24 protein-coding genes are annotated in these 25,800 nt (G+C 64.2%); 14 read left to right on the forward strand and 10 right to left on the reverse strand.

Features of this window, described 5'->3' with window-relative positions:
- Positions 1-96 precede the first annotated feature (96 nt).
- The 3 genes from ribB to QUH67_RS09405 all read left to right on the forward strand — a co-directional run bounded on the left by ribB (position 97) and on the right by QUH67_RS09405 (position 3,593).
- On the forward strand, positions 97-1,170 hold the full coding sequence (ribB, locus tag QUH67_RS09395) for a 3,4-dihydroxy-2-butanone-4-phosphate synthase (protein ID WP_300946394.1): 1,074 nt from the start codon (positions 97-99) through the stop codon (positions 1,168-1,170).
- A gap of 129 nt (positions 1,171-1,299) precedes the next feature.
- Positions 1,300-2,514 carry an acyl-CoA dehydrogenase gene (locus tag QUH67_RS09400; RefSeq protein ID WP_300946395.1) on the forward strand — a complete coding sequence of 405 codons (1,215 nt, stop codon included), beginning with the start codon at positions 1,300-1,302 and terminating at the stop codon, positions 2,512-2,514.
- Between the two features lie 161 nt (positions 2,515-2,675).
- Entirely contained in the window at positions 2,676-3,593 is a 918-nt protein-coding gene (locus QUH67_RS09405) for an MBL fold metallo-hydrolase (protein ID WP_300946396.1), read from the forward strand.
- Positions 3,594-3,661: 68 nt separating this feature from the next.
- On the opposite strand, the gene QUH67_RS09410 is transcribed toward QUH67_RS09405, so the two are convergent.
- Positions 3,662-4,510 (reverse strand): DUF1499 domain-containing protein, encoded by an 849-nt coding sequence (locus tag QUH67_RS09410; RefSeq protein WP_300946397.1) that lies wholly within the window; start codon positions 4,508-4,510, stop codon positions 3,662-3,664.
- Positions 4,511-4,963: 453 nt separating this feature from the next.
- Between QUH67_RS09410 and QUH67_RS09415 the strand changes: the two genes are divergently transcribed.
- Positions 4,964-6,223 carry an SEL1-like repeat protein gene (locus QUH67_RS09415; protein WP_300946398.1) on the forward strand — a complete coding sequence of 420 codons (1,260 nt, stop codon included), beginning with the start codon at positions 4,964-4,966 and terminating at the stop codon, positions 6,221-6,223.
- A gap of 87 nt (positions 6,224-6,310) precedes the next feature.
- Positions 6,311-7,522, forward strand: coding sequence for a TAXI family TRAP transporter solute-binding subunit (locus QUH67_RS09420; RefSeq protein ID WP_407080451.1), 1,212 nt, complete (start codon positions 6,311-6,313; stop codon positions 7,520-7,522).
- 145 nt (positions 7,523-7,667) lie between these two features.
- Here QUH67_RS09420 and QUH67_RS09425 read toward each other — a convergent pair whose 3' ends face one another.
- Positions 7,668-9,296, reverse strand: a complete 1,629-nt coding sequence (locus tag QUH67_RS09425) for a fatty-acid--CoA ligase (RefSeq protein WP_300946400.1) — start codon at positions 9,294-9,296, stop codon at positions 7,668-7,670.
- Positions 9,297-9,382: 86 nt separating this feature from the next.
- Here QUH67_RS09425 and QUH67_RS09430 point away from each other — a divergent pair, with 86 nt between their 5' ends.
- Positions 9,383-10,471, forward strand: a complete 1,089-nt coding sequence (locus QUH67_RS09430; RefSeq protein ID WP_300946401.1) for an extensin family protein — start codon at positions 9,383-9,385, stop codon at positions 10,469-10,471.
- Positions 10,472-10,499: 28 nt separating this feature from the next.
- Here QUH67_RS09430 and QUH67_RS09435 read toward each other — a convergent pair whose 3' ends face one another.
- Complete coding sequence (locus QUH67_RS09435) at positions 10,500-11,189, reverse strand: L,D-transpeptidase (protein WP_300946402.1); 690 nt, start codon at positions 11,187-11,189, stop codon at positions 10,500-10,502.
- A gap of 399 nt (positions 11,190-11,588) precedes the next feature.
- Here QUH67_RS09435 and QUH67_RS09440 point away from each other — a divergent pair, with 399 nt between their 5' ends.
- Positions 11,589-12,566, forward strand: coding sequence for a magnesium transporter CorA family protein (locus QUH67_RS09440; RefSeq protein ID WP_300946403.1), 978 nt, complete (start codon positions 11,589-11,591; stop codon positions 12,564-12,566).
- Positions 12,567-12,694: 128 nt separating this feature from the next.
- Positions 12,695-12,916, forward strand: coding sequence for a hypothetical protein (locus tag QUH67_RS09445; RefSeq protein ID WP_300946404.1), 222 nt, complete (start codon positions 12,695-12,697; stop codon positions 12,914-12,916).
- A gap of 146 nt (positions 12,917-13,062) precedes the next feature.
- Here QUH67_RS09445 and QUH67_RS09450 read toward each other — a convergent pair whose 3' ends face one another.
- Entirely contained in the window at positions 13,063-13,815 is a 753-nt protein-coding gene (locus QUH67_RS09450) for an SDR family NAD(P)-dependent oxidoreductase (RefSeq protein WP_300946405.1), read from the reverse strand.
- 114 nt (positions 13,816-13,929) lie between these two features.
- Entirely contained in the window at positions 13,930-14,571 is a 642-nt protein-coding gene (gene pdxH, locus QUH67_RS09455) for a pyridoxamine 5'-phosphate oxidase (RefSeq protein WP_300946406.1), read from the reverse strand.
- 14 nt (positions 14,572-14,585) lie between these two features.
- On the opposite strand from pdxH, the gene QUH67_RS09460 reads away from it, so the two are divergent.
- Both QUH67_RS09460 and QUH67_RS09465 read left to right on the forward strand, forming a co-directional pair.
- Complete coding sequence (locus QUH67_RS09460) at positions 14,586-15,101, forward strand: RT0821/Lpp0805 family surface protein (RefSeq protein ID WP_300946407.1); 516 nt, start codon at positions 14,586-14,588, stop codon at positions 15,099-15,101.
- Positions 15,102-15,229: 128 nt separating this feature from the next.
- Positions 15,230-16,177: a J domain-containing protein gene (locus QUH67_RS09465; RefSeq protein ID WP_300946408.1), complete on the forward strand. Its 948-nt coding sequence runs from the start codon at positions 15,230-15,232 to the stop codon at positions 16,175-16,177.
- A gap of 409 nt (positions 16,178-16,586) precedes the next feature.
- Here the strand turns inward: QUH67_RS09465 and QUH67_RS09470 are convergent, their stop codons facing one another.
- Positions 16,587-17,357 carry an anti-sigma factor family protein gene (locus QUH67_RS09470; RefSeq protein WP_300946409.1) on the reverse strand — a complete coding sequence of 257 codons (771 nt, stop codon included), beginning with the start codon at positions 17,355-17,357 and terminating at the stop codon, positions 16,587-16,589.
- Between the two features lie 73 nt (positions 17,358-17,430).
- Entirely contained in the window at positions 17,431-17,919 is a 489-nt protein-coding gene (locus QUH67_RS09475; RefSeq protein WP_300946410.1) for an RNA polymerase sigma factor, read from the reverse strand.
- 196 nt (positions 17,920-18,115) lie between these two features.
- Here QUH67_RS09475 and QUH67_RS09480 point away from each other — a divergent pair, with 196 nt between their 5' ends.
- Together QUH67_RS09480 and aroC are read left to right on the forward strand one after the other, a co-directional pair.
- Positions 18,116-18,715, forward strand: a complete 600-nt coding sequence (locus tag QUH67_RS09480; protein ID WP_300946411.1) for a histidine phosphatase family protein — start codon at positions 18,116-18,118, stop codon at positions 18,713-18,715.
- Between the two features lie 165 nt (positions 18,716-18,880).
- Positions 18,881-19,969, forward strand: a complete 1,089-nt coding sequence (gene aroC / locus QUH67_RS09485) for a chorismate synthase (RefSeq protein WP_300946412.1) — start codon at positions 18,881-18,883, stop codon at positions 19,967-19,969.
- Positions 19,970-19,981: 12 nt separating this feature from the next.
- Here aroC and QUH67_RS09490 read toward each other — a convergent pair whose 3' ends face one another.
- Entirely contained in the window at positions 19,982-21,679 is a 1,698-nt protein-coding gene (locus QUH67_RS09490; protein ID WP_300946413.1) for a GMC family oxidoreductase, read from the reverse strand.
- Between the two features lie 121 nt (positions 21,680-21,800).
- Here QUH67_RS09490 and QUH67_RS09495 point away from each other — a divergent pair, with 121 nt between their 5' ends.
- Positions 21,801-22,985, forward strand: a complete 1,185-nt coding sequence (locus QUH67_RS09495; RefSeq protein ID WP_300946414.1) for an adenylate/guanylate cyclase domain-containing protein — start codon at positions 21,801-21,803, stop codon at positions 22,983-22,985.
- A gap of 48 nt (positions 22,986-23,033) precedes the next feature.
- Here the strand turns inward: QUH67_RS09495 and clpS are convergent, their stop codons facing one another.
- Together clpS and QUH67_RS09505 are read right to left on the reverse strand one after the other, a co-directional pair.
- Positions 23,034-23,339, reverse strand: a complete 306-nt coding sequence (gene clpS, locus QUH67_RS09500; RefSeq protein ID WP_300946415.1) for an ATP-dependent Clp protease adapter ClpS — start codon at positions 23,337-23,339, stop codon at positions 23,034-23,036.
- Positions 23,340-23,379: 40 nt separating this feature from the next.
- Positions 23,380-24,726 (reverse strand): tetratricopeptide repeat protein, encoded by a 1,347-nt coding sequence (locus QUH67_RS09505; RefSeq protein WP_300946416.1) that lies wholly within the window; start codon positions 24,724-24,726, stop codon positions 23,380-23,382.
- A 170-nt stretch (positions 24,727-24,896) separates the two neighbouring features.
- On the opposite strand from QUH67_RS09505, the gene QUH67_RS09510 reads away from it, so the two are divergent.
- Positions 24,897-25,760: a DUF1194 domain-containing protein gene (locus QUH67_RS09510; RefSeq protein ID WP_300946417.1), complete on the forward strand. Its 864-nt coding sequence runs from the start codon at positions 24,897-24,899 to the stop codon at positions 25,758-25,760.
- The last annotated feature ends 40 nt before the right edge of the window (positions 25,761-25,800 follow it).

The following is a 25,800-nucleotide window of genomic DNA, read 5'->3' on the forward strand; positions in this document are numbered from 1 at the left end:
AGGAAGGACGTGGATGGCCGGGACCTGCGGATTGGCGCTGGCGCAGTCGATTGAGTCCGGCTAATGCACTGCTGTAGACAGCGAGATGTTGGGAAAATGGCCGATACCATCCAGGAAGTTCTGCAAGCCTTTGCCCGGGGTGAAATGGTCGTCGTCACCGATGACGATGATCGGGAGGGCGAGGGCGATCTGATCGTCGCGGCGTCGTTCTGCACGGCGGAGAAGATGGCGTTCATCATCCGCCACACCTCCGGCATCGTCTGCGCGCCGATCACCACCGACGACGCCCGCCGGCTGCGGCTCGATCCGATGGTGGCGCATAACGAGTCCAACCATACGACGGCCTTCACGGTCTCGATCGACTACAAGCCCGACGGCGGCACCGGCATTTCGGCGGAGGAGCGCGCCTCCTGCTGCCGCGCGCTCGCCAATCCCAACGCCGGCGCCAATGATTTCGCCCGGCCCGGGCACATCTTTCCGCTGATCGCCCGCGACGGCGGCGTGTTGCTGCGTTCCGGCCATACCGAGGCGGCGGTCGATCTGTGCAAGCTGTCGGGGCTGCCGCCGGTCGGCGTCATCTCCGAATTGATGAACGACGACGGCACCGTGATGAAGGGCGAGCAGGTCGCGCGGTTCGCCGCTACCCACAAGCTCAAGCACGTCACGATCGCTGACATGATCGCTTATCGCCAGGCGCGCGAAAAGCTGATCGAGCGGGTCGCGACCTTTACCACCGACAGCCCGATCGGCCCGCTGCAGGGCTATGCCTATCGTTCGCCATTCGACGAGATCGCGCATGCCGCTTTCGTCTATGGTGACATCGGCGACGGCAAGAATGTGCTGACGCGGCTGCACAAGCCGAACATCGTCAAGGACATTTTCACCGGCCCGGCGCGCATGCAGGTCGTGCTGAGCCATTTCCAGAAGGCCGGCCGCGGCGTGCTGGTCTATCTGCGCGACGGCGCGGCCGGGGTTCCGGTCCAGCCGGTCGGCGAACAGAAGTCAGCGGAGGCCGATCGCAACCGGCAATGGCGCGAAGTCGGCGTCGGCGCGCAGATCCTGCGCGATCTCGGCATCACCTCGATCGTCAACCTCACATCCTCGGTGCACGACTACAAGGGATTGTCCGGTTTCGGCATCGAGATCGTCTCCAACGAAAAGCTGGATTGATGAGGTTGTCGTTCCAGGATGGTGCGAACGCCGCAGCGGGGAATGGCACCGCGAAAGATTTGCGCTTCTGCCGATAGCGCACTATTTTGGCCACCGACAATTTCCACGAGGACAGTGAAAGGAATCTTCATGAGCGTACGCCCACAAGCCAAGGACAAGCCGGCGGCGGCGGCGTTCCAGTGGGACGATCCGTTCCTGCTTGACGAGCAGCTCACCGAAGACGAGCGCATGATCCGCGACACCGCGCGCGCCTATGCGCAGGACAAGCTGCTGCCGCGCGTGATCAAGGCCTATCTCGAAGAAAAGACCGACCGCGAAATCTTCAACGAGATGGGCGAACTCGGCCTGATCGGCGTCACGCTGCCGGAGGAATATGGCTGCGCCAATGCCAGCTACGTCGCCTACGGCCTGGTGGCGCGCGAGATCGAGCGGGTCGATTCAGGCTATCGCTCGATGAACTCGGTGCAGTCGTCGCTGGTGATGTATCCGATCTATGCCTATGGCGACGAGAACCAGCGCAAGAAATACCTGCCCAAGCTCGCCACCGGCGAGTGGGTCGGCTGCTTCGGCCTGACCGAACCGGATGCCGGCTCCGATCCCAATGGCATGAAGACCCGCGCCGAGAAGGTCGCCGACGGCTACAAGCTGACCGGCAGCAAGATGTGGATTTCCAATGCGCCGATCGCCGACGTCTTCGTGGTCTGGGCAAAATCCGCCGCGCATGACAACCAGATCCGCGGTTTCATTCTCGAAAAGGGCATGAAGGGCCTGTCGGCGCCGAAGATCGGCGGCAAGCTGTCGTTGCGCGCTTCCGTCACCGGCGAGATCGTGATGGACGGCGTGGTGGTGCCGGAGGAGGCGCTGCTGCCCAACGTATCCGGCCTGAAGGGCCCGTTCGGCTGCCTCAACCGCGCCCGCTACGGCATTTCCTGGGGCGTGATGGGCGCCGCGGAAGATTGCATGCACCGCGCCCGGCAATACACCCTCGACCGCAAGCAGTTCGGCCGGCCGCTGGCGGCGACGCAACTGGTGCAGAAGAAACTCGCCGACATGGAGACCGAAATCGCGCTCGGTCTGCAGGGCTCGTTGCGCGTCGGTCGCCTGATGGACGAGGGTAAGATGGCCCCCGAAATGATCTCGGTCATGAAGCGCAACAATTGCGGCAAGGCGCTCGACATCGCCCGCGTGTCGCGCGACATGCACGGCGGCAACGGCATCCAGATCGAATACCATGTGATGCGCCACACCGCGAATTTGGAAACCGTGAACACCTATGAAGGCACCCACGACGTTCACGCCCTGATTTTGGGCCGGGCGATCACGGGTATTCAGGCGTTTTCGTAGGGAGGCAATGCCGTCGCGTTCGGCGTGACATAACCCCAGTTTTCGTCATGGCCGGGCTTGTCCCGGCCATCCACGTCTTGGGGCTCGCAAGAAAGACGTGGATGCCCGGGACAAGCCCGGGCATGACGACATCAACGAGAAACCGCAAAACCGGACATCCCATGGCCGACAACGAAGACATCCCGTTCAACCGCGATTTCCTGCTCAAGCCCGGTGTCGTCGATGAAGTCCGCCCCGGCGTGCGGCGCGTCCTGTGCAACAATCCGAGCCCGTTCACCTTCACCGGCACGGTCAGCTACATCGTAGGCCAGGGCAACGTCGCGATCATCGATCCCGGGCCCGACGACGAGGCGCACGCCAAGGCGCTGCTCGAGGCGGTGCGCGGCGAGACCGTGACGCATATCCTGGTCACCCATACCCACCGCGACCACTCGCCGAACACCGCGCGGATCAAGGCCGCCACCGGCGCGCCGGTTTACGCCGAGGGCCCGCATCGCGCCTCCCGGCCGCGCTTCGAGAGCGAAAAGCACAATCCGGAATCCGGCGCCGACCGCGACTTCAGGCCCGATATCGAAGTGAAGAACGGCGACGTCATCGAAGGGCAGGGCTTTGCACTGGAGGCGGTCGCGACCCCAGGCCACACCGCCAACCACCTGGCGTTCGCCTGGGGCGAGCGGAAGATCAACTTCGTCGGCGATCACGTGATGGGCTGGTCGACCTCGATCGTGGCGCCGCCGGATGGATCGATGATCGACTACATGGCCTCGCTCGACCGGCTGGAGGCCCGCGCTGAAGATCTGTACTTCTCAGGCCATGGCCCGGAAATTCCGGATGCTCAGCGTTATGTCCGCTTCCTTGCCCGGCACCGCAGGGCGCGCGAAGCCTCCATCCTGCACCGCCTTGCCAAGGGCGAAGCCGATATTCCCACGATGGTGCGCGCGATCTATATCGGCCTCGACCCGCGGCTGACCGGCGCGGCCGGCTATTCCGTACTGGCGCATCTGGAAGATCTGGTCGCGCGCGGCATCGTGGCGACGGAGGGCGATCCGGTGATCGGGGGAACGTATCGGATGGTGTAAAGGCGAATGGCGAATAGGGAGTAGCGAATAGGGCAAGGCTGCTTTGATACTACTCGCTACTCGCCCTCTCACTTCTTCGTGCTTTTCGCCTGCGCTTTCGCCGGCGTCTGCGGCTTCTTCTGCGCCGGCTTGGCGTTGTCGACCGCTGAATTGATGTCCTCGATCAGCTTGGTGACGCGGGCGGCGTTGCTGCCGAGGTCGCTTTCGAAATAGCGCGAGGAAGAGCGGATATCGACGCGGGATTCCTCGCCGTCGGGGGTGATGCGGATCGAGATGTCCTCGCGGAATCCCATGATCGGCGTCCGCGCCACCGCCTCGATGCGGCCGATACGGCGCGGCGGTTGCGGCGGCCGCTCGTCGATGACGAGCCATTTGCGCTTGGTGACAAGCGCCAGTGTCACCTCATAGGCCCGCTGCGGCGGCGCTTCGAGTTCCACCGTCTCAATATCGGGATAGGCGATGCGCTGTTGCTCGGCCGAATACAGCCCGGCATACACTGCAGAGTTGGTGCCCTCGCCGCTGCGCAACCGCGCCAGCGCCTCGAAACGCGGCGGATCGATCGGATCGGTGGTGATGTCGTAGATTTTCGGCAGCTTGCGGTATTGCAGGGCGAGGTAGGCGGGGTAGGCGAGCAGCACCGCGTTTATCAGGAACGCCAGCAGGATCCGCCCCATGCCGCGTGAGCCGTTCTGCCAGATCGCGGCAAAGGCGGCGAGGCCGACCAGCATCGACAGCACGGCGCAGCCGAGTGCGCCGAAAAAGGTCGCCAGCGCCGGTTTCATCTCCAGGAAGCCGAAGCGGACGATCAGGATCGAGACCACCACCGCGACCACGGCAAAAATGGCAAGGTTGCGCGACCAGGTGGCGAGGCTGGACACGGGCTCCGACTGGTAGGGAGCGGAAAACCTTCGGGCCATCGCACAATCTGCCGGGTTGGAGTCGGTCTGACCGGGCGGACGGCCGGGCTGCCACTCCAACGCTTGAGATCACGGCAAGGCGCGAATTTCAAGGTTTTGCACGCGACTATCCGGCGAACGGTGCGCTTCCGGCAACCTTCCCGGTTAACCATCCCTGTAAATTGATTATTAGTTGTAGATTGAAGTTGTTCCAACTTTCGTCTAGCTGTTGCCGCCGCGTTGTCGTATTTGCCGCTAGATGGGACTGTCCTGCACGGACACGGCGTGCTGCAACCAACAGGGAAACGGCGGGTGGTAGCCGGAAGCGCTGCAGAATGATCTCGACTTCCGGCCCTTGGTGTCGGCGGAGTGCAAGAGCGCGGTTGCGCTTCTCCGAAATTCAAGGGATCATATGGCGCCAACGGCATACGTCCGCGGGGTGACGGAAAGCCCCATCAGGGCGAGTGTTCAGTAATGAGTGATGCAAAGCACGAAAAACAGCTCGGCCCGAACGATCCCGAATATTACGCGCCGCGCGAATTGAGGGATCGGTTGAGCGGCGAAAAGCCGAGTCCGACGTTGGCGCCCAACGACGGTTGGCGACCGCGTGCGACGACCGAAGGGCCGCCCTTGCAGCCGCTCAGCAAACCTGCGCGCCGTCAGGATTCCGAAATTTTCACGAAGGCCGTCGCCCAGGCGATGCAGGAGGCCAGAGACATGGCGCCGGTCGAGGCGCCGTCCGTGCTTCGCGACCTGTCCGGGCGCCGCGCCTTGTTTCAGCAGATTATCCGCTTCTCGATCGCGGTGGCGATTGCGGCAACCATCGCCACGCTTCTCGTGATGGCCATTCCATCTTCGCAACGTTCGCCGGGGCAGGACAGCGCATCGCTGACCGCCGCCTGGCAGTCGGTAAAATCCTCAGTCGCCCCGGCGCCGCAACCGGCGCCCCCGCCGCGGCGCACCGCGACGCTGGCGGTGCAGGACGGCAGCGGCTTCACCAACGATCCGGTGCCGCTCGGCATCCATGTCGGCGCGCCGCCGCCCGACGCCTTCGTATCGATCAGCGGACTGACGGCCGGTTCACGCTTGACGTCGGGCCGGCGTGTCGGCGGCGGCGAGTGGCGCGTGTCGGCGACGGAGATTTCCGGCGTCTCGGTCATTCCGCCCGAGGGCTTCACCGGCCAGATGCTGGTGACGGCGGAATTGCGCGACGCGACCGGCGCGGCGATCACCGGGAGTTCGACACGGTTGACTTGGCAGGCTGCGCCCAATGTCGCACCCAGCCTTGCCACGGTCGCGCCAAGGGCGGTCATGCCGGCGCCGGCGCCAGCCGTCGCGGCGCCGCCCGTTGTCGCGCCGCCGCCGGTGGCAGCCGTGCCGCCGGTCGCTGTGGCGGCCGCCGTGCCAGCAGCGATCCCCGCACAGCCGCAGTCCGATACCGTGCGCAGCCTCGATCCGCGGGAAATCGCCGCCCTGATCAGAAGGGGACAGGATCTGCTCGCCAGCGGTGACGTGCAGTCGGCGCGGTTGTTGCTGATGCGCGGCGCCGAGGCGCGGGATGGGCGCGCGGCGCTGTTGGTCGGCACCACCTACGATCCGGCGCTGCTTCGCCAGATCGGCGCCGATGGACCGTTGGCCGACCCCGCGCAGGCCCGCATCTGGTATCAGAGGGCCAAGGAGTGGGGCGAACCCGACGCCCAGCGCAAGCTGGAGGCGCTGGCCCTTTCACGCTGATTTCAACGGGCGCCTCGCAGGCGCCCGTCATTTTTTTAAGCCCGGAGTATTTCCAAATTTTTTTAAGTACGGAGTATTTCCATGACGATGCGATTCGCCACCCGTATGGCGTTCCGCTGCGCGTTGGTGCTGTTGTGCGCGACGCCGGCTTTTGCCCAGGGTAACCCGCAGGGCAACTCGCAAGGCACCCCGAAGAGCACCAGGGGCGAGATCGATCCGGCCACGGTGAGCGACGGGCTGAAGGCCATCTTCAGCTATTCCACCGGCAACAAGACCACGCGCGATAAGCTCAACGCCAACACCATCACCGTCATGACGGGCACGATCGGCGGCACCTACGTGCAGTTCGGGGCCGACCTCGCCTCGGTGCTCGACGAAGGCGACCAGATCCGCGTGCTGCCGATCGTCGGCCGCGGCTCGGTGCAGAGCATCGCCGATATTCTTTTCCTCAAGGGCGTCGATCTCGGCATCATGCGGGCCGACACGCTCGATTACCTGGAACGGAAGGGCTACACCGGCAACATCCGCGGCCAGTTCGCCTATATCACCAAGCTCTACAACGAGGAGATGCACGTCGTCGCGAAGACGTCGATCAAGAGCCTTGCCGACCTGAACGGCAAGCGCGTCGCGGTCGACCTGCCGAACGGCGGAACGTTCGTTACCGCGATCACGATCTTCGAGCGGCTGGGCATCAAGCCGTCCTACGCCTTCATCGAGCAGCGCGTCGCCTATGAGAAGCTCAAGAGCGGCGAGCTGGATGCGGTGGTAGCGGTGCAGGGAAGCCCTTCCAAGGCCGTCAGCATGGTGAAGGGGGACAATCTGCACCTGGTGCCGATCCCCTTCAGCGGGCCGCTGCAGGGCGACTACCTGCCGTCCGAGCTCCGGGCGGAAGACTATCCCTCGCTGATCCCGCCCGGCGGCCGTATCGACACCGTCTCGGTGCCTGCGATCCTCGCCGCCTACAACTGGTCGCCGAAGAGCGAGCGCTACGGCAAGGTCGAGCATTTCGTGAAGATATTCTTCGACCGCCTGAAATCGCTGCAGCAGCCGCCGTTCCATCCGAAATGGAAGGAAGTGGTACTGAGCGCGCCGCTGAAGGGATGGACGCGCTTTCCGGCCGCGCAGGAATGGCTCGACCGCAACGCCACCGTCGCCTCCGACACCCGCCAGCGTTTCGAGCAGTTCATGGGCGCGCAGGCCCGCGAAACCGGCGGCCAGGACATCCGGGCCGAGGACGACACGGCGCTCTATCAGCAGTTCCTGAAGTGGAAGGAAAGCCAGCCGGGTGGCCGGCGGTAGGCTTGATGCGATCCATCCGGGGTCGTGACGGCGATCCGATTTCTACTTTGCATGGGGTTGTTTTCGATATTTTGTTTTTGGACGTGAAAAAGGCCGCCTCCCTCGCCCGGAAGGCGGCCTTTTTTGATCGGGTGCGGGCCTGGGCTCAGGCGGCGGCGTTCGGGAAGCGGTAGCTCTTGAACTGCTCGCGCAGGGCCGTTTTCAGGATCTTGCCGGTCGCGGTGTGGGGGATGCCGTCGACGAAGGCGACGTCGTCGGGCATCCACCATTTGGCGATCTTGCCGTCCATGAATTTCAGGATGTCCTCGCGGCTCGCCTTCTGGTCCTGCTTGAGCTGGATGATCAGCAGCGGCCGCTCGTCCCATTTCGGATGATAGACGCCGATCACGGCGGCTTCGGCGACCGCGGGGTGGCCGACGGCGAGGTTTTCCAGGTCGATCGACGAAATCCACTCGCCGCCCGACTTGATGACGTCCTTGGAGCGGTCGGTGATCCGCATGTAGCCGTGGGCATCGATGGTCGCGACGTCGCCGGTGTCGAAGAAGCCTTCATCGTCGAGGATGTTGCTGTCGACCTTGAAATAGGCTTTCGCGACCGCCGGGCCGGCGACCTTGAGGCGGCCAAAAGTCTTGCCGTCCCACGGCAGCTCCTTGCCGGAATCGTCGGTGATCTTCATCTCCACGCCGAACGGCGGATAGCCCTGGGTCTGCAGGATGTCGAGCCGTTCCTCGCCGGTGAGTTCGGCGAACGGCGGCTTCAGCGCCGCGACGGTACCGATCGGGCTCATCTCGGTCATGCCCCAGGCGTGGCGCACGCGAATGCCCATGTCGACGAACGACTTGATCATCGAGCGCGGCATTGCCGAGCCGCCGCACACCACGCTTTTCAGGTGCGGCAGCTTCAGATTGCCTGCTGACATGTGGTTGAGCAGCATCAGCCACACGGTCGGCACGCCGGCCGTATGCGTGACCTTCTCGGTGTCGAGCAGTTCATAGACCGAGGCGCCGTCGAGCTTGGCGCCGGGCATCACGAGCTTGGTGCCCATCGAGGGCGCGGAGAAGGCGATGCCCCAGCTGTTGGCATGGAACAATGGCACCACCGGCAGCATTGTCTCGGACGCGCTGGTACCGAGCGCGTCGACATTGTTGGCCATCAGGCCGTGCAGCACGTTGGAGCGGTGCGAATACAATACGCCCTTTGGATCGCCTGTCGTGCCCGATGTGTAGCACATCGCGGCCGCGGTGTTTTCGTCGAAGTCCTTCCACTTGAATTTGCCGTCGGCCTCCGCGATCCAGTCCTCATAGGCGACCGCGTTCTTCAGCGTGGTCTGCGGCATGTGGGCCTTGTCGGTCAGCACGATGTAGCGCTCGACGCTGGGCAGGCTGGCGGCGATCTTTTCCAGGATCGGCAGGAAGGTGATGTCGGTCATCACGATGCGGTCCTGCGCATGATTGATGATCCAGGCGATCTGGTCGGGGAACAGCCGCGGGTTCACCGTGTGGCAGATCGCGCCGATCCCCATGATGCCGTACCAGGCTTCGAGGTGGCGCCAGGTGTTCCAGGCAATTGTGGCGACGCGGTCGCCGAGCTTGATGCCTTCGCGATCCAGCCGTTGCGATACTTTCAGCGCGCGTGCATGAATTTCGGCGTAATTGGTGCGATGAATGGGGCCTTCAACGGAGCGCGTGACGACCTCTTGCGTGCCGTGATACTTCGCCGCGTGTTCGATAATCCGGTGGCACAGCAAAGGCCAGTCTTGCATCAATCCGAGCATACGCACTTCCCTCCGATAGCTTGTTTCGTTATCGCGCAACCCGCCGATGGTACGGGCGGATCGGGCGTTGGGTTTATGGAATTGACATGAACTCTAGCGCGCAGAACGCAAGCCGAAAATGGGCTTATAGTGCGTTTCGCCGCACCGAAGCGGCAATGGTTACCGCTGTCGCGATGGCGCTGCTGCTTGGCATGCCAGGCGACCTGGCGATGGCGGAGAAGGCGTCCCGGGCCCCCTGGGACGATTTGCTGAAGGTCGGGTCGCCGCGCGAGCGGGGCACGGCTCGGCATGCGACGGTGCCGCTGCCAAAACCGCGCCCGGCCGAGGCCCCGTCCGCCGAGCGCGATGAGCCGGACAAGGAGGAGCAGGCGAACGGCAAGCCCGAGAAGGCCGCGCCCGCGCCGCCCGAACCATCGGCCTGTCGGCTGGCGCTGACTGAGGCCATCGCGATTGCACCCAGTATCCCCGACATCAAGGGCGAGGGCGGCTGTGGCGGCGAGGATCTGGTGCGCCTGGAGGCGATCGTGCTGCCGGACAAGCGGCGGGTTTCGGTGAAGCCGGCGGCCATCCTGCGCTGCAAGATGGCGTCCGCGCTGGCCGAGTGGATCCGCGGCGATATCGCGCCGCTGGCCGAGCGGCTCGGCAGCACCGTCTCCGATCTCGACAATTTCGACTCGTTCGAGTGCCGCGGCCGCAACCGCATCGTCGGGGCCAAACTGTCGGAACACGGCCGCGCCAATGCGCTGGACGTTCGCGCCATCAAGTTCGCCGACGGCAGCCTTGTCTCGCTGACCGACCGCACCGTGCCGCGCGGCATTCGCGAGAGCGTGCTGCGTTCGGCCTGCACCCGGTTCTCGACGGTGCTGGGCCCGGGTTCGGATGGCTACCACGAGGACCACATCCATCTCGACCTGACGGAACGGCGCAGCAACTACCGGATCTGCCAGTGGGACGTCTGGGACGCGATGCCGCAGAAACCGCCGTTCCTGCCGGCGGAACGGCCCGACGAAGCGCCGCCGCGCGAAATCGCCGCCAAGCCGGACGATGCCGGGCAGAACGCGAAGCCGGATGCCGAACCGGAGGCCGGGAAAGCGAACCTCGAGACGACGGAAGAGGCCGAGCCGCCGAAAGAGGAAAAACCCGAAAAGAAAAAGCGCCGGCAAAACCGGCGCTGATCTTATTCCGTAGCGTAACCGGCGGCGGTTACTGCGGCGTCGGGCCGCTTTGTCCGCCGCCCTGCAGCGCCATCTTGGAATTGTACGGCGAGTCGCCCTGCTTGGGTTCGAGCACCACGACTACGGTGCCCTGCTTGACGCGGCCGTAGAGGTCTATGACGTCCTCGTTGGTCATGCGGATGCAGCCCGACGAGATCGAGGCGCCGATATATTCCGGCTGGTTGGTGCCGTGGATGCGAAACAGGGTGTCCTTGTTGCCCTGGTACAAATAGAGCGCACGGGCGCCGAGCGGGTTGTCGACGCCGCCGGGCACCGAGGCCGGCAGGCCTTCGATACGCTTGTGAATATCGGCGGTGGGCGTCCATTTCGGCCACTCGGCCATGTTTCCGACCTTGGCGATGCCGGAAAACGCCAGGGCTTCCTCGCCGACGGTGACGCCGTAACGGATCGCCTTGCCGCCGTCCTGCACCAGATAGAGGTAGTGGTTGTCGGAATCGACGACGATGGTGCCGGGCTGTTCCTTGCGGTGGTAATCGACGATGGCGCGGCGGAACGGCTCGGCGGGCTTCACGGCGGCGTAGCGCGCCTTGGCGAGCTGGGCCTTGTCGTTCGGCTTGAGGTTGGCTTCAGGGGCGGCCTGATAGGTCGTTGCCGGCATGCAACCGGACAACGCAAAACCGGCGGCGAGCAGCCCCAGGATGACTTTCAGCGACGACATGGCACACTTCCAATCGAAAATCTGGCGTTCACGCAACAATGTTGCGTCATAAACGCGACGATTCCATTAAGCGCAGTATCCGCAAAAACCGCCGATCATGCCAGCATTTGCACGCCTGTTTCGCGCTGCGGAAGTGTAGCTGTGGCTTTTATGCCGCAAATTTTGCGACTTAGGGTTGATTCATGGGCGGGCAATACGCCAAGGCCGAAATGCAGCCGTTTGGCAGCCGCTCCGCAGCCACAAATGTGGATGGCGCAGTAGCGGGCCGGTCATGAAGCGCTTGCCAGAATCGGGTTTAGTGCCGCTGGTGCTACCGACGTTTTCAAGCGGGGCGGCAACCTTTTGGCGCCCGAATGGGCCCGCCGAGACCGGTCGTCGCCTTTAGTTCCGGAGTTGCCCATGTTTTCGGTTTTTGTTCCTTCCGAATCTGCCCTCAAGAAGCTTCCAGCCACGGATCCGGCGGGGCTTCCGGACAACGCAGTCTGGATAGACCTGCTGAACCCGACGCTGGATGAGGATCGCGCGGTGGAGCGGCTGGCCGGCATCGCGGTGCCGACCCGGGAGGACATGCAGGAAATCGAGATTTCCAGCCGGCTCTATATCGAGAACAGCGCCCGCTACATGACGGCGACGCTGATGTGCCAATCCGACACCGACATGCCCAAGACCACGCCCGTCACCTTCATCCTGGCCGGCCACCGCCTGGTCACGGTGCGCTACGACGAGCCAAAGCCGTTTGCCCTTGTCGAGCACAAGCTGGCGCGCTCGTGCATGCCCGGGATATCGGGCGAAATGGTGCTGATGGAACTGCTGGACGCGGTGATCGATCGCTGCGCCGACATCCTGGAGCGCGCCGGCGCCGAGGTCGATCAGGTCTCCCACGACATCTTCGAACCGGAAAGCGCGCGCCATGGCCAAGCCAAGCGCTATTCCCAGATCCTGATCTCGATCGGGCGGAAGGGCGACCTGGTGTCGAAGATCCGCGAAAGTCTGGTCTCGATCGGTCGCGTCGTCACCTTCCTGTCGGCGGTGGTGGAAGGCGTCAAATGGTCCAAGGACATGCGCGAGCAGCTCAAGACCATGCAGCGCGACGTGGGCTCTCTGACCGACCACGCCTCCTATCTCTCCAACAAGATCACCTTCACGCTGGATGCGATGCTCGGCGTCGTCAATCTCGAGCAGAACAACATCATCAAGCTGTTCTCGGTGATGGCCGTTGTCCTGATGCCGCCGACACTGATCGCATCGATCTACGGCATGAATTTCAAGATGATGCCGGAGCTCGAATGGGCGCACGGTTATCCGATGGCGCTCGGCATGATGCTGCTGGCAGCCGTGCTGCCTTATTTCCTCTTCAAGTGGAAGAAGTGGCTGTAAGACAGCTGCGCCGTTGCGGTTTCGACGCGACAAGATCGACTCAACTTCACCGCTAAAATTTGAGCGGTGCGCTGAACGAATGGTCGAAACTTCTCTGCGATAGATTGTTCTCAGGCCGCGAGGAACCCATGGTTGAGAAACTCATAATGTCGCCACGCAACGTCATCGATCTTGCAAGCTATCAGCAGGTTCGCGGCGCAGGCGCGGCGCAGGCGTTCTCGGCGCGGCTGTGCCGGCACTGCGGTGCCGCGCTGGCGGACGGCGAGAACGAGGACGAGTGTTCGAGCACGTTCAATCTCGATGCGGCGTCAATTCTGCGCGCGAAGCAACGGAAATTTTACGCCGAGTGAACGTGCCTTCACCATCACAGACCTCATCCCCGGAAGCGCGCTCTTGCGCGTCTCGGAGGATGGGCCACGCGGTGCATGGTTCGAGACGGCGGTGGCGCGCCGCCTCACCATGAGGGTTTGATGGTGGCGATCGCGCCGCTTGCCGACTAAACGTGCTGGCCGCCGTTGATGTGAATCTCGGCGCCGTTCACGTACGAACTGGTTTCCGTGCACAGCACGTAGATGATCTTCGCCACCTCGTCCGGCGTGCCGAGCCGGTGCATCGGAATCTGCTGCTCGACGATCTTCTCGGTGCCGGGAGAGAGGATCGAAGTGTCGATCTCGCCCGGTGCGATCGAATTGACGCGAACGCCGACGCGGCCGAAGTCGGATGCCATTTCCCGGGTGAGCGACGCAAGCGCGGCCTTCGAGGTCGCGTAGGCCGCGCCCGCGAAGGGGTGGACGCGCGAGCCTGCGATCGAGGTGACGTTCACCACCGCGCCCTTGGCCTGTTTCAGTTCCTCGATCAGGCCGCGCGCGATCATGACCGGCGCGAAAAAGTTGACGTGGAAGACATGACTCCAGGTTTCGATGTCGGTGTCCATTGTGCCGAGCCGGCCGCCGTCCGGCGCCTTCGGCGAGATCGCGGCGTTGTTGACCAGCGCATGCAGTTCGTCGTTTTCCAGCCGTTTGCGGATCTCCGAAATCGCGCGCACGGTGTCGTCGTGGTTGCCGAGGTCGACCTCGATGTGATCCTCAGGTCCCGCGCCCCACGGGCAGACTTCCGGAAAGGCATGCCGCGAACAGGTGATGACGCGCCAGCCGGCGGAGGAAAACCGGATCGCAGTGGCGTGGCCGATGCCACGGCTGGCGCCGGTCAGGAGCAGCGTGCGCCGCGGCGCATTGGATGAAGCAGGCATACAGGTCTCTCGGTTTTCGTCATGGCCGGGCTCGTCCCGGGCATCCACGTCTTGGTTCGTTGTGCGGAAAGGAAGTCGTGGATGGCCGGGTCAAGCCCGGCCATGACGATCCAATCAGGGATAGAGCCGCACCTTGCTCCACGCCTGAGCCGGCACATCGCGGCGAAATTCGATGCGGTCGTGCAGGCGGAACGGGCGGTCGTGCCAGAATTCGAAACGCTGCGGCGCGATACGCCAGCCGCTCCAGCCTTCCGGGCGCGGCACGTCGCCGATCACGTGCCTGGCGGCGACCAGCGCGATCGCCTGTTCGAAGGCAAACCGGCTCTCCAGCGGCTGTGACTGTTTGCTGGCCCAGGCGCCGATCTGCGCCTGCTTCGGCCGCGTGGCGAAATAGGCGTCGGCTTCCTCTGATGTCACCGGCGACACGTTGCCACGAATTCGGACCTGACGGCGCAGCGACTTCCAGTGAAATAGTAAAGCCGCCTTAGGATTTGCGGCAAGTTCGCGGCCTTTCTGGCTGGCGACGTGGCTATAGAACACGAAACCATCCGCTTCATAGCCCTTCATCAGCACCATCCGGACGTCCGGGAGGCCGTCCGGGTCGACGGTGGCCAGCGCCATCGCGTTCGGATCGTTCGGTTCGGACTTCACGGCTTCCGCAAACCACTCGGCGAACAGCGCAAACGGTTCCTCGGCCGCAGTAAAATCACCCGATGTTAACGGTGCCGGGTGTTTGATGGAGATCGTGTCCGTCATCTCAGGAGCCTCGTTTGCGTACCCTCGCGTCACAGAACGCGCTGCAGCCCGGTTTCGGGCTCGCCCTATATAGGGTATGGGGACGCGTTGGCCTATCGGCGATCGCGCCGGGCGGCGCGGCGATGACGTTGATTTTGATAGGTCTCAGCTCGGGCGGTTGCAGCCTGGCGCGTCCGGATGCCTACGCCAAGATGCAGCCCGCCGACGTCACCGGTTCGCTGGCCAGGCAGGCCGCCACCGCGCCGGTGCCGACCGAGAGCGATCTGGCCTTTGCGCGCACCGCGGCCTCCGATGTGCTGACCAAGGGCGACAAGGATTCGAGCCAGCCATGGGAAAATCCGGAGACCGGCGCGCGCGGTTCGGTGACGCCGCTGTCCCGGGCCTATTCGGCGGAAGACGGGCGCACCTGCCGGGATTTCCTGGCGAGCTACGTCAACGGCCGCGCGGAGAGCTGGCTGCAGGGCGCAGCGTGCAAGGCGGGTCATGGCCGCTGGGAAATCCAGACGATCAAGCCCTGGACCCGCGGATAAAGACTCAAAAAGGTTTTAAGAAAGGCGTCGAGGTAGTTGCAAAAATGCAACTGGCTCCCCAGATGAAGCCAAAGCGGGCAAATTGCCCTAAGCTCAACAATCGAATTCCCGTGAAGGAGAACTGACGGATGCGCGACCCCTATGAGGTCTTGGGGGTGCCGCGGGGCGCCAGCGCTGCGGCAATCAAGAGTGCCTATCGCAAGCTCGCCAAGAAGCATCATCCCGACAGCAACAACAACGATCCGAAAGCCGCGGAACGTTTTTCCGAGATCAATTCCGCCAACGAGATCATCGGCGACGAGGATAAGCGCAAACAATTCGACCGCGGCGAGATCGACGCGGAGGGCAAGCCGCGCTTCCAGGGTTTCCCCGGCGGCGACCCGCGCGGTCGCGCGGGTGGACCGGGCGGATTCGAGTCGTACGGCTTCCGCACCGGCGGCGCGGGCGGTGCGGGCTTTGAGGAAATCCTCAACAGCATGTTCGGCGGCGCAGCCCGGGGCGGACGTCCGGGCGGAGGCCGGACCTTTGAGTTCGACACCGGCGGGATCGGCCTCGATCTCGACCTGAACGTCGCCATGACGGTATCGCTGGAGGAGGCAGTCAAGGGCGGCGAGAAGCGGGTCCGGCTGCCGAACGGCAAGGAGCTCAACGTCAAGATTCCGGCGGGCGTGGTCGGCGGCCAGCAGATCCGGCTGAAGGGGCAGGGCGAAAGCGCGCCGGGCCACCGGCCGGGCGATCTTCTGATCACGGTCAGCATCGCGCCGCATCCCTTCTTCAAGATCGACGGCAGCGACCTGCGGCTCGATCTGCCGATTTCGCTGTATGAGGCGGTGCTGGGCGGCAAGGTCCGGGTGCCGACGCTCGGCAGCGCGGTGGAACTGTCGATCCCGAAAAACACCTCGAGCGGCCGCACCTTTCGGCTCAAGGGCAAAGGCTTGCCCAAGGCTGGCGGGATCGGCGACTTGTTCGTCATTACCCGAATTATTCTCCCCGATGGGAACGACGCCGAGCTTGAGGCATTGATGGAAAAGTGGCGCAGCGGCCACCCATATAACCCGCGCAGCGATTTCGGCTGAACCTCGATGATTCGGTCGTGATTCGCGGCGCGAAAAGGCCTGTCTAACGCTCTACGGCCGCTAGAAACTCTTCCCGAAATGAATCGGTCTTCTTCCTGGAAACAAAAGGTTTTCTGGAAAAGGGGCGGCCTCGAAAGGGGGACCAGCGCGGTACCAAACCCCGATCGAGGCCGCTTGCGCCGATCGGCGGATCGAGCGCTGCTCATTTTCGCGTGATCACCCGGTGCTTTAATGAGACGGACCAGTGTTTTGATTCCAGATTTTCGATGTCAGAATTGGGACAAGAAGGGCTGGCGTTGCCTGGCCGCCACGTTCTGGCCGGAAGTCCGGATGGTTGGGCGCAATCCGGCAACACTTGATCCGGTCGCGCTGATCCAACGTTTATCGACGTATCACCCGGCTCCGGATTTCAGCCCTTTTTGTCCATCTGGTCGTAGACCGCCTGGGCGATCTGGGTCAGCCGACCCCGGTCCGCGCTGGTGGACACCACGGCATAAACGACGCCGTTATCAGCCCAGAACAGCGTGCTCTCGTTGCCTTCCTTCGCGAATCGCATCTGCGTCGCCTCGGCGTCCGATTTTGCGGTGTAGATCGTGAAGCGTTCGCCGGAGGCGCTCTCATACATCATGAAGGATGCCGGCCCTCCGGAGCCCGGCAACAGCCGCCCGCCGACCAGCTTCAACCCGGCATCTGCCAATTCCGGCGCGCGCACGACCCAGCCGCAGCGCTTGGTCAGCCATTGTTGCAAGTGATTGCGTTCACTACCCGGCACCTCGACAGGATGGCGCACTTCCACCACGTATAGCCGGTGCGCTTCGATCGCGTGCACCGTGAGGTTTTGGAACGGGGAGGGTCCTGCCGTTGCGCCGCGCGCCATCCAACCGAGGCCGCCGCCCATGATGAATGCCGCCAGCGTAGCCGCGACCGCGCCATATACCCATTTGCGCGGCTGCCGCACCAGCCGCTCGATTTCGAGCCGCTTCGGCACGGCCTCGTCGAGCACCGAGTCGTATCTGGCATGCAGCGCTTCGGCCATCGCGCGCCACGACTGCACCCGCGCGTCGTCGTCGGGATGCGAGGCAAGCCACGCCTCGACATCGCCGCGGCGTTCCGCCGGCAGCTCATTGTCGACGTAAGCGTGCAACTCGTCTTCGGTGACGGGAATGTGGGGATCGGTCATTGTCGTCGTCTCTGTCCATTCCAGATCTGTCTGTTCCAAGTCTGTCGGTGCATCGCGCTCGTCATTCGCATCTTCATTTCACCCGCCGCAGCGCCGTGCGTTCGCCCTCGAGCGAAGCCTTGACGTGCGCGCGTGCGCGGGCAAGCCTGGACATTACGGTTCCGATCGGAACGCCCTGGATGTCGGCGACTTCGCGGTAGCTCAGCCCTTCCAGCATCACGAGCAGCAGCACCGAACGCTGTTCTTCCACCAGTGTCGCCAGCGCGCGGGCGATATCGCGGCCTTCGGCCTCGGTGCCGCTGGCGTCGGGATTGTTGTCGAGCAGCGGCATGAACTGCGGCCGCCGCGCCAGCGACCGCCGCCGGTTCTTGTTCAGATTGGTCAGGATCGTATAGAGCCAGCTCCTGACGTCGCCGCCGAGAAACAGCTTTTCCGAACGCAGCGCGCGCACCAGCGTGTCTTGAACCAGATCGTCGGCGATGTCGGCGTCGCGCGCGAGCGCCCGTGCATAGCGGCGCAGCGCCGGTATCATGGCTTCGACACTTTGACGAAACGCGCTCATCGGCACCCTGTGGCAAAGGTTGCAAGAGTTATGAGGGCGCGAACGCCTTACGTATCATAACACCCAATCGGAGCATCTATTCCAGCCATGGAAGCAATCGGAAACAGCGTTAACCGGGCGGCGGATTTTGGCTCGACCGCGTGGAAGTGCTGGTGTACCTCCAACGCCGATGAAGTTGGGAATAGTCTGACCGTCGATGTCTGCGCCCGTGATCTACTACATCCGCCATGGCGAGACGTCATGGAATGCGCAGGGCAGGCTGCAAGGCACGCAGGATATTGCGCTGAACGATCTAGGCCGCCGGCAGGCCGCGCATGCGGGCGATGTCCTCGCCGATCTGCTCAAGCGCGATGGCCGCGACAAGGCTACGCTGCCGTTCGTCGCAAGCCCGCTGCAGCGGGCACGGGCCACGATGGAATTGGTGCGCGGCGCGCTGAAACTGCCGGTGGCAGCCTATGGCCTCGACGATCGGCTGCGCGAGATCGGTTACGGCGTCTGGGAGGGCTCGACGCTGGCCGAGATGCAGGCGGCTGACCCTGTCCTGTATGCCAAGCGGCTGACCGCGAAATGGACGATGGCGCCGGAAGGCGGCGAGACCTATGCCGACGTGCAGCAGCGCATGCGCGACTGGTATGATTCCGTCAGTCACGACACGGTCGCCGTAGCCCATGGCGGCACCGCGCGGGCGCTGATGGTGGCGCTCGGCATCGAGACGCCCGCCAGCGCCGCCGACCTGCCGATCGAGCAGGGCGCGGTTTACGTGTTCGGGGACGGCAGGCTGAAGAAGTATAGTTAAAGGCACCGGTGGCAGGGGCTGTCATTCCGGGGCTATGCGCAGCATAGAACCCGGAATCTCGGGATTCCCCGGTGCAATTGCACCCCCGAGGTTCGGTCCTGCGGACCGCCGGGGCCTGACGGCCTCCAGGTTTGACCGCTGCGCGACGCCGCGTTACGACACGCCATGTCCCACAACACCTTCGGCCACCTGTTCCGCGTCACCACCTTCGGCGAAAGCCACGGGGTCGCGATCGGCTGCGTGGTTGATGGCTGCCCGCCGCTGATCCCGCTGACTGCGGAAGACATCCAGCACGATCTCGACCGCCGCCGTCCCGGCCAGTCGCGCTTCACCACCCAGCGCCAGGAACCGGATGCGGTAAAAATCCTGTCCGGCGTGATGGCGCATCCCGAAACCGGCGCGCAGGTGACGACGGGCACGCCGATTGCGCTTCTGATCGAGAACACCGACCAGCGCTCCAAGGACTATTCGGAAATCAAGGACAAGTTTCGCCCGGGCCACGCCGACTTCACCTATGAGGCCAAATATGGCCTGCGCGATTACCGCGGCGGCGGACGTTCCTCGGCGCGCGAGACGGCCACGCGCGTCGCGGCCGGCGCCATCGCGCGAAAAATCCTGCCCGAGGTAAAGGTGCGCGGCGCGCTGGTGCAGATGGGCCCGCACAAGATCGATCGCGCGAAGTGGGACTGGGACGAGATCGCGCGCAATCCGTTCTTCTGTCCGGACAAGGACAAGGCCGCGTTCTTCGAGCAGTATCTCGACGGCATCCGCAAGAGCGGCTCCTCGATCGGCGCCGTGATTGAAGTGGTCGCCGAAGGCGTGCCGCCCGGCCTCGGCGCGCCGATCTACGCCAAGCTCGACGGCGAGTTGGCGGCGGCGATGATGAGCATCAATGCCGTGAAAGGCGTCGAGATCGGCGCAGGCTTCGGTGCCGCCGAATTGTCCGGCGAGGAAAACGCCGACGAGATGCGTACCGGCAACAACGGCACGCGGTTTTTGTCCAACAACGCCGGCGGCGTGCTCGGCGGCATCTCCACCGGCCAGCCGGTGGTGGTGCGCTTTGCGGTGAAGCCGACCTCGTCGATCCTGTCGCCGCGCCAGACGGTGGACCGATCCGGCGCCGACACCGACATCATGACCAAAGGCCGCCACGACCCCTGCGTCGGCATCCGCGCGGTACCGGTCGGCGAGGCGATGATGGCCTGCGTGCTGGCCGATCATCTCCTGCGCCATCGCGGGCAGGTTGGCGGGTAATTCCGTCCCCTGTCACGTCTGCATCGCGTCCGCGATCTTCTCCGCCGTCATCAGCACCGGGAAGTTGGTGTTGGCGCACGGCACCACGGGGAAGATCGAGGCGTCGACGACGCGCAAGCCCTGCACGCCCTTGACTCGCCCTTGCGTATCGACGACCGCCATCGGATCGTCGGCGCGCCCCATCCGGCATGAGCACGAGGCGTGCCATACGCCGATCGCGGCCTTGCGCACGAAGGCTTCGAGCGCGTCGTCGTCGGTCATGACCTGCTCGAACGTAAAACCTTCCACGACGAAATTGTCGATCATGTAGTGGCGCAGCGCCGCAGGCCCGTCCATCAGCCTGGCGGCGATGGCGGTGAGGATCTTGTTCTTGGTATTGACCACGCCGATCTTGCGCACCCGGTCGGAATAGGCCGCCGGGAACGGCTTGTCGGTCACCGCCTTGAGCGGTGCGCTCATCTGCAGGCCCGCCATCTTGCGAAAGCCGCTCATCAGCCGGTCGAGATCGCGTTTGTCGGACAGCAGGTTGAACTCGACGATCGGCTCTTCGCGCGGGTCGCGCGAGGCGAGCTTGACCTGGCCGGTCTCCGAATAGGTCTTGTTGACGAAGGTGAGCAGCGAGCCGATCTGCTCGCCGACCGCATGCCAGGCCGATTTGGTAATGACGACGACGAACATGTCGCCGGCGGGGATACCCGGAAGCCCCGAGGAGTAGCGCAGTCCCATCTGCATATGGCGCCTGGTGTGTTCGTTCATGCGCGCGCCGCGACGGACATAGGAGGACAGCGAGATCGAGGGATGGTCCATCAGGCGCTGGCCGACGCCGGCGAGGCCCGCCAGTACCGGGATCCCTAAGTCGCGGAGATGGCCGACGGGGCCGATGCCCGCGCGCAGCAAATGCGCGGGCGAATGGATGGCCCCGGACGAGAGGATGATCTCGCGCCCTCTGAATTCCTGCTCGCGGCCATCAACCAGCGCCTTGACGCCGACGCATTGCGTGCCCTCGAACAGCAGCTCCTTCACCTGCGTGTTGGTCGAAATCGTCAAATTGGCGCGCTGGCGCGTCGCGCGGTCGAGATAGCCCATCGCGGCCGAGACGCGCTGCTCGTCCTGGTTGGAATGCGTCACCGGAAAATAGCCGTCGACGAATTCGCCGTTCTGATCGGGCAGGAACTTGAAGCCGGCCAGCTTGCAGGCCTCCGCCATCGCCTGGCTGTGTTTTGTCCAGTGTTCCTGCGGAATCCGGCGCACGGGGATGCGGCCTTCCTTGCCGTGATAGGGCCCGTCGAAATCGAGGTCGCGCTCGACCTTCTTGAAGAAAGGCAGCACGTCGTCCCAGCTCCAGCCGGCGGCGCCGCGCGATTCCCACTCGTTGTAATCCGTCGGCGCGCCGCGGTTGGCCATCTGGCCGTTGATCGAGGACCCGCCACCCAGCACGCGCGCCTGCTCGTACTTGCGCAAGGGCGGCCTGGCTTCGTCCGGATTGTTGTGGCTGACGACCTGGGTGGTGACCTTGAGTTCGGTCCAGTGGAAGCGCGGATCGAAATACGCCGTTCCCGGATAGCTGTCGCGGATCTCTGTGGGTTCGTTGCCTGGCGGTGTGTCCTGGCCGGCTTCGCAGAGCAGGACTTTATTGGCGCTTTTGGCGGAGAGACGGTGGGCCATGACGGAGCCGGCCGACCCGCCGCCGACGATGATGTAGTCGTACACTGTGACGTTTCCTCTTGCTTTTGTATCGTTACGCTAGCGCAGCTCCGCGGTCAGGTCACGCCACCTGTCGTGGTAGCGTGCGCTTGACCTTTCATGGGGTTGCACGGCAAATACCGGCGTCATGGATGCATCGAAACTGCGGGCGCTGACCGACTGGCTGATCGACGGCGGCAGATCCGCGGCCAGCCCGAGCCGGTTCATGGCGGAATGCTGCGAACGGATGGTCGCGGCCGGCCTGCCGCTCTGGCGTATCGGCGTTTTCGTCCGCACGCTGCATCCCGAGATCTACGGGCGCAATTTTATCTGGAAGCCGGGCGCCGAAGTCCAGATCGGCTCGGTGGACTACCACATCCTGGAGTCGCCGGATTTTCTCACCAGTCCGCTGAAGATCGCCTTCGAGCAGGGCCTGGAGGTCCGCGCCCGGACCGGCGACCCGCAAAACGGCCGCTTTCCGATCGTCGATGAGCTTCGCGCCGAAGGCGTGACCGACTATATCGCGTTGCCGCTGCCCTTCATCGCCGGCACGATCAATGCCTCGAGCTGGACCACCAGGCAGCCCGGCGGGTTCACCGATGATCAACTGGCGGCGCTGCGGAGCCTGGTCAGGCCGCTGGCGCGGGTGATCGAGATCATCAGCCTGAACCGGATGGCCGCCAGCCTTCTGGATACCTATGTCGGCAACAGCGCCGGCGAGCGCATCATGGGCGGGCAGATCAGGCGCGGCCACACCGAGACGATGAATGCCGCGATCTGGCTGTCCGATTTGCGCGGCTTCACCGCGTTGTCCGACCGGCTGCCGGCCGAGACCATCGTCGACATTCTGAACCACTATTTCGATTGCCAGGTCACCGCGATCAAGAAGCATGGCGGCGAGGTCTTGAAATATATGGGCGACGGGCTGCTCGCGGTGTTTCCGATCGACGAATATGTCGGCGATGAGCGGCAAGTCTGCTCGCATGTGCTCGAGGCCGCCCATGAATCCCGCGCCAGCGTCGCCGATCTGCAATACCCGATCGGCGACGCCGTCGAACGGTTCCGCTTCGGCGTTGCCCTGCATGTCGGGCGGATTCTCTACGGCAATATCGGCGGCGGCAACCGGCTCGACTTCACCTGCATCGGGCCTTCGGTGAATCTCGCGGCGCGGCTGGAGAAGATCGCGAGCCGGCTCGGCCGCACGGTCGTGGCGTCGGAAGGCTTTGCCGGCATCTGCGGCGGCGGCTGGAGCGATCTCGGCGAGTTTCCTGTCGCCGGCTTTTCAAAGGCGGCGAGGGTCTACGGCCTGGCCGACGAAAAATCGGCGGCTTGAAGCCTCGCGCAGCGGGATCAAGCGGAGCGCAATCCGGGCACGGGAAAACTATTCCTCCGGCTCGGTCGTGAACAGCAGCGGGTAGCCCTTGGCGCGACCGGCGTCGGTCGCGCGGGTCGCTTTGGTCTCGGCGACGTCCTTGGTGAACACGGCGACGACGCAGACGCCGCGGCGATGCGCCGTGATCATCACCTTGTGGGCCTGGTCCTCGGTCATGCGGAATTCGGCCTTCAGCACCGTGACCACGAATTCGCGCGGCGTGAAATCGTCATTGACCAGGATGACCTTGTGCAGGCGCGGCCGCTCGACCTTGGTCGCGACCTTGGTTTTCGGCTTGGTGGTGGTATCGGCCATTGACTGTCCCGAAGCGAGCGAACTCCGACGGGTGCAGCGCTCAATTGGCGCGGCAATCCGTCAGTCGCTGCGCCATGCTCTGATCGCCGCGGCCGACGGCCGCCTCGATCAGTTTACAGGCTCCGGCCCGGTCCTGAAACTGGGCGTTTGCTGAGAGTTTGAGCGCAATCAGCGCCGCCATCGCGCCGGGCTCGTCGAGTTCCACGGCCTGCACGGCGTCGTACAGCACGCGCTTGGGGCCGTTCACGCGCATGTCGGGAAATTCCGCGAGCAGCCGCACCACAAGCAGGCGGGCGTCGAGATCCCAGGCGCTGGCGCGGTCGATCTGGGTTACCGCCTTCTGAACGTCGCGCGGCACCAGCTTTCCTTCGAGGGTGAGCCGGCCGAGCATGCCCTCGGCCATCCAGCTGTCGGACGTACCTTTCAACAGCGACAGCGCGCGCTTCGGATCGGCCGGGCCGCCTTCGCCGGCGATCAGCATTTCGGCCAGCGGAACGATGGCGCCGCCGGGATCGGAGCGGCGGGCCTCTTCGAGCAGGGTGCGGGCGCGTACCGGATCGTCTTTCCGGATTGCCAGCGCCAATACCCGCCTCGCGCCGAACTGGTATGGCTGCCCCGGCGCATTCAATCCTTCCAGAACGCCGAGGCCACGGGTCCGCTCGTCCGGCTTGTCCGACGCGGCCAGCAGGCGGCCTAGCGTCAGCATGCTGCCTTTGCTGGCGTCTTTCGCGACGACACGTTCGGACCAGATTCGCGCGGCCGCGGGATCGCGCTTGAGGATGTCTCCGTCCTCAAGCTGGCGGATCAGCATCTGCATGGCGAAGAGGTGGCCGAGTTCGGCCGCCTTGCGCAGCGCCTGGCCCGCCTCGTCGCGCGTGACCAGTGGCACATGGTCGAGGTCGCCGCGCTCCCACGACCTGTGGTGTTCGTAGATCTGATGATAAGCCTCGGCGCTGCCCTGTGCCGCGGCCTCGCGCAGCAGGGTGATCGCTTCCGTCTTCTGCGCATGGGGCAGGTTGCGCGCGTAGGCGGTCTTGAGGTCGGCGTTCCCAGGGTCAGCCTCGAACGCCATTTTGCAGCTTTCGCGCCGCATGTCCCACCGGCGGCGCCTTGCGTCGTCGTCGATATGCTCCCTCGGCTCCTTGAATAGTTGCCCGCATAATTCGACGGCATTCTCCGCCGTCAGAACGGGCAATGGCTTGGTGGCCTCGGAAAGCGCAGTGGCGGACTGCGTCGGAAGCCACAATGCCACCACGAAGCCGAAGGCGAGCAGGCCGGTCGCGAGGACGACTGCGCGCATCAGCGGCGGCAGACCATCATTCGCGGGAATTTTTTCAGGCACAACCATGTTCGAACGAATGCGACCCTCGTGGCCGTCGACGGTCATTTGTCGCGCCGCGCACCGCAACCGTTCAATCTGAACCCGGTACCGGCGTGGAACCCTCCGGCCTGTGGACGGAGCACGCTCCTAACCCGAATGTGAAGCGCAGACGATTTCATCGCTTTGCGGCAACCATTTTGCATGTCACCATCACTGACGTTCGACGGGAGGGCCGCATGCGCTGGTATGTCTCGATCGGGATCGTGCTTGTAACCGGAGTGCTCGCCGGCGGCGATGTGGCGAGTGTTGCCGCGCCGAACCGGCCGGGCCAGCAGATGAGCGCCGATGGCCGCCATGCTGCGGCGAGGGACGCCGACCCCACGGTGGATGTCGAACTCGTGCTGGCCGTGGATGTTTCCTATTCGATGGATCTCGACGAACTGGCGCTGCAGCGGGAAGGTTATGCGCAGGCGATCGTTTCCAAGGAGTTTCTGCAGGCGTTGAAGAACGGTCCGCACGGCAGGATCGCGATCACCTATTTCGAATGGGCGGCCTCCACCGACCAGAAGATCGTCATCCCCTGGCGCGTGATTGACGGGCCGGAGACGGCCGATGCCGTCGCCAATGAGATCGCCAGGACGCCGATCCGGCGCGCCTCGCGCACCTCGATCTCGGGGGCGATCAACTTCGCCATGCCGCTGTTCGATGAGAACCCGCACCGTGGCATCCGGCGGGTGATCGATATTTCCGGCGACGGCCCCAACAACAACGGCGCACCGGTCGTCATCGCGCGCGATGCCGCAGTGGAGAAGGGCGTCATCATCAACGGCCTGCCGATCATGGTCAAGGAGCCGTCCTATTCCACGATGGATATCGACAATCTCGATCTCTATTACGAGGACTGCGTGATCGGCGGCCCCGGCTCGTTCGTCGTGACCATCAAGGAACGCGACAAGTTCAAGGAAGCGATCCGCACCAAGCTGCTGCTCGAGATCGCCGGCCGTACCCCCGAGCGCCCGGTCGTTCCCGCCGCCGGCCGCGAGTCGCGCGTCAACTGCATGATCGGCGAGAAGATCTGGCAGGACCGGTGGGGAAGGTAAACCTCTTCGCCCGCCCTTTGAGGGGGCGGGTGAAGGACTT

It is taken from the genome of Bradyrhizobium roseum (assembly GCF_030413175.1).
Taxonomy (GTDB): domain Bacteria; phylum Pseudomonadota; class Alphaproteobacteria; order Rhizobiales; family Xanthobacteraceae; genus Bradyrhizobium; species Bradyrhizobium roseum.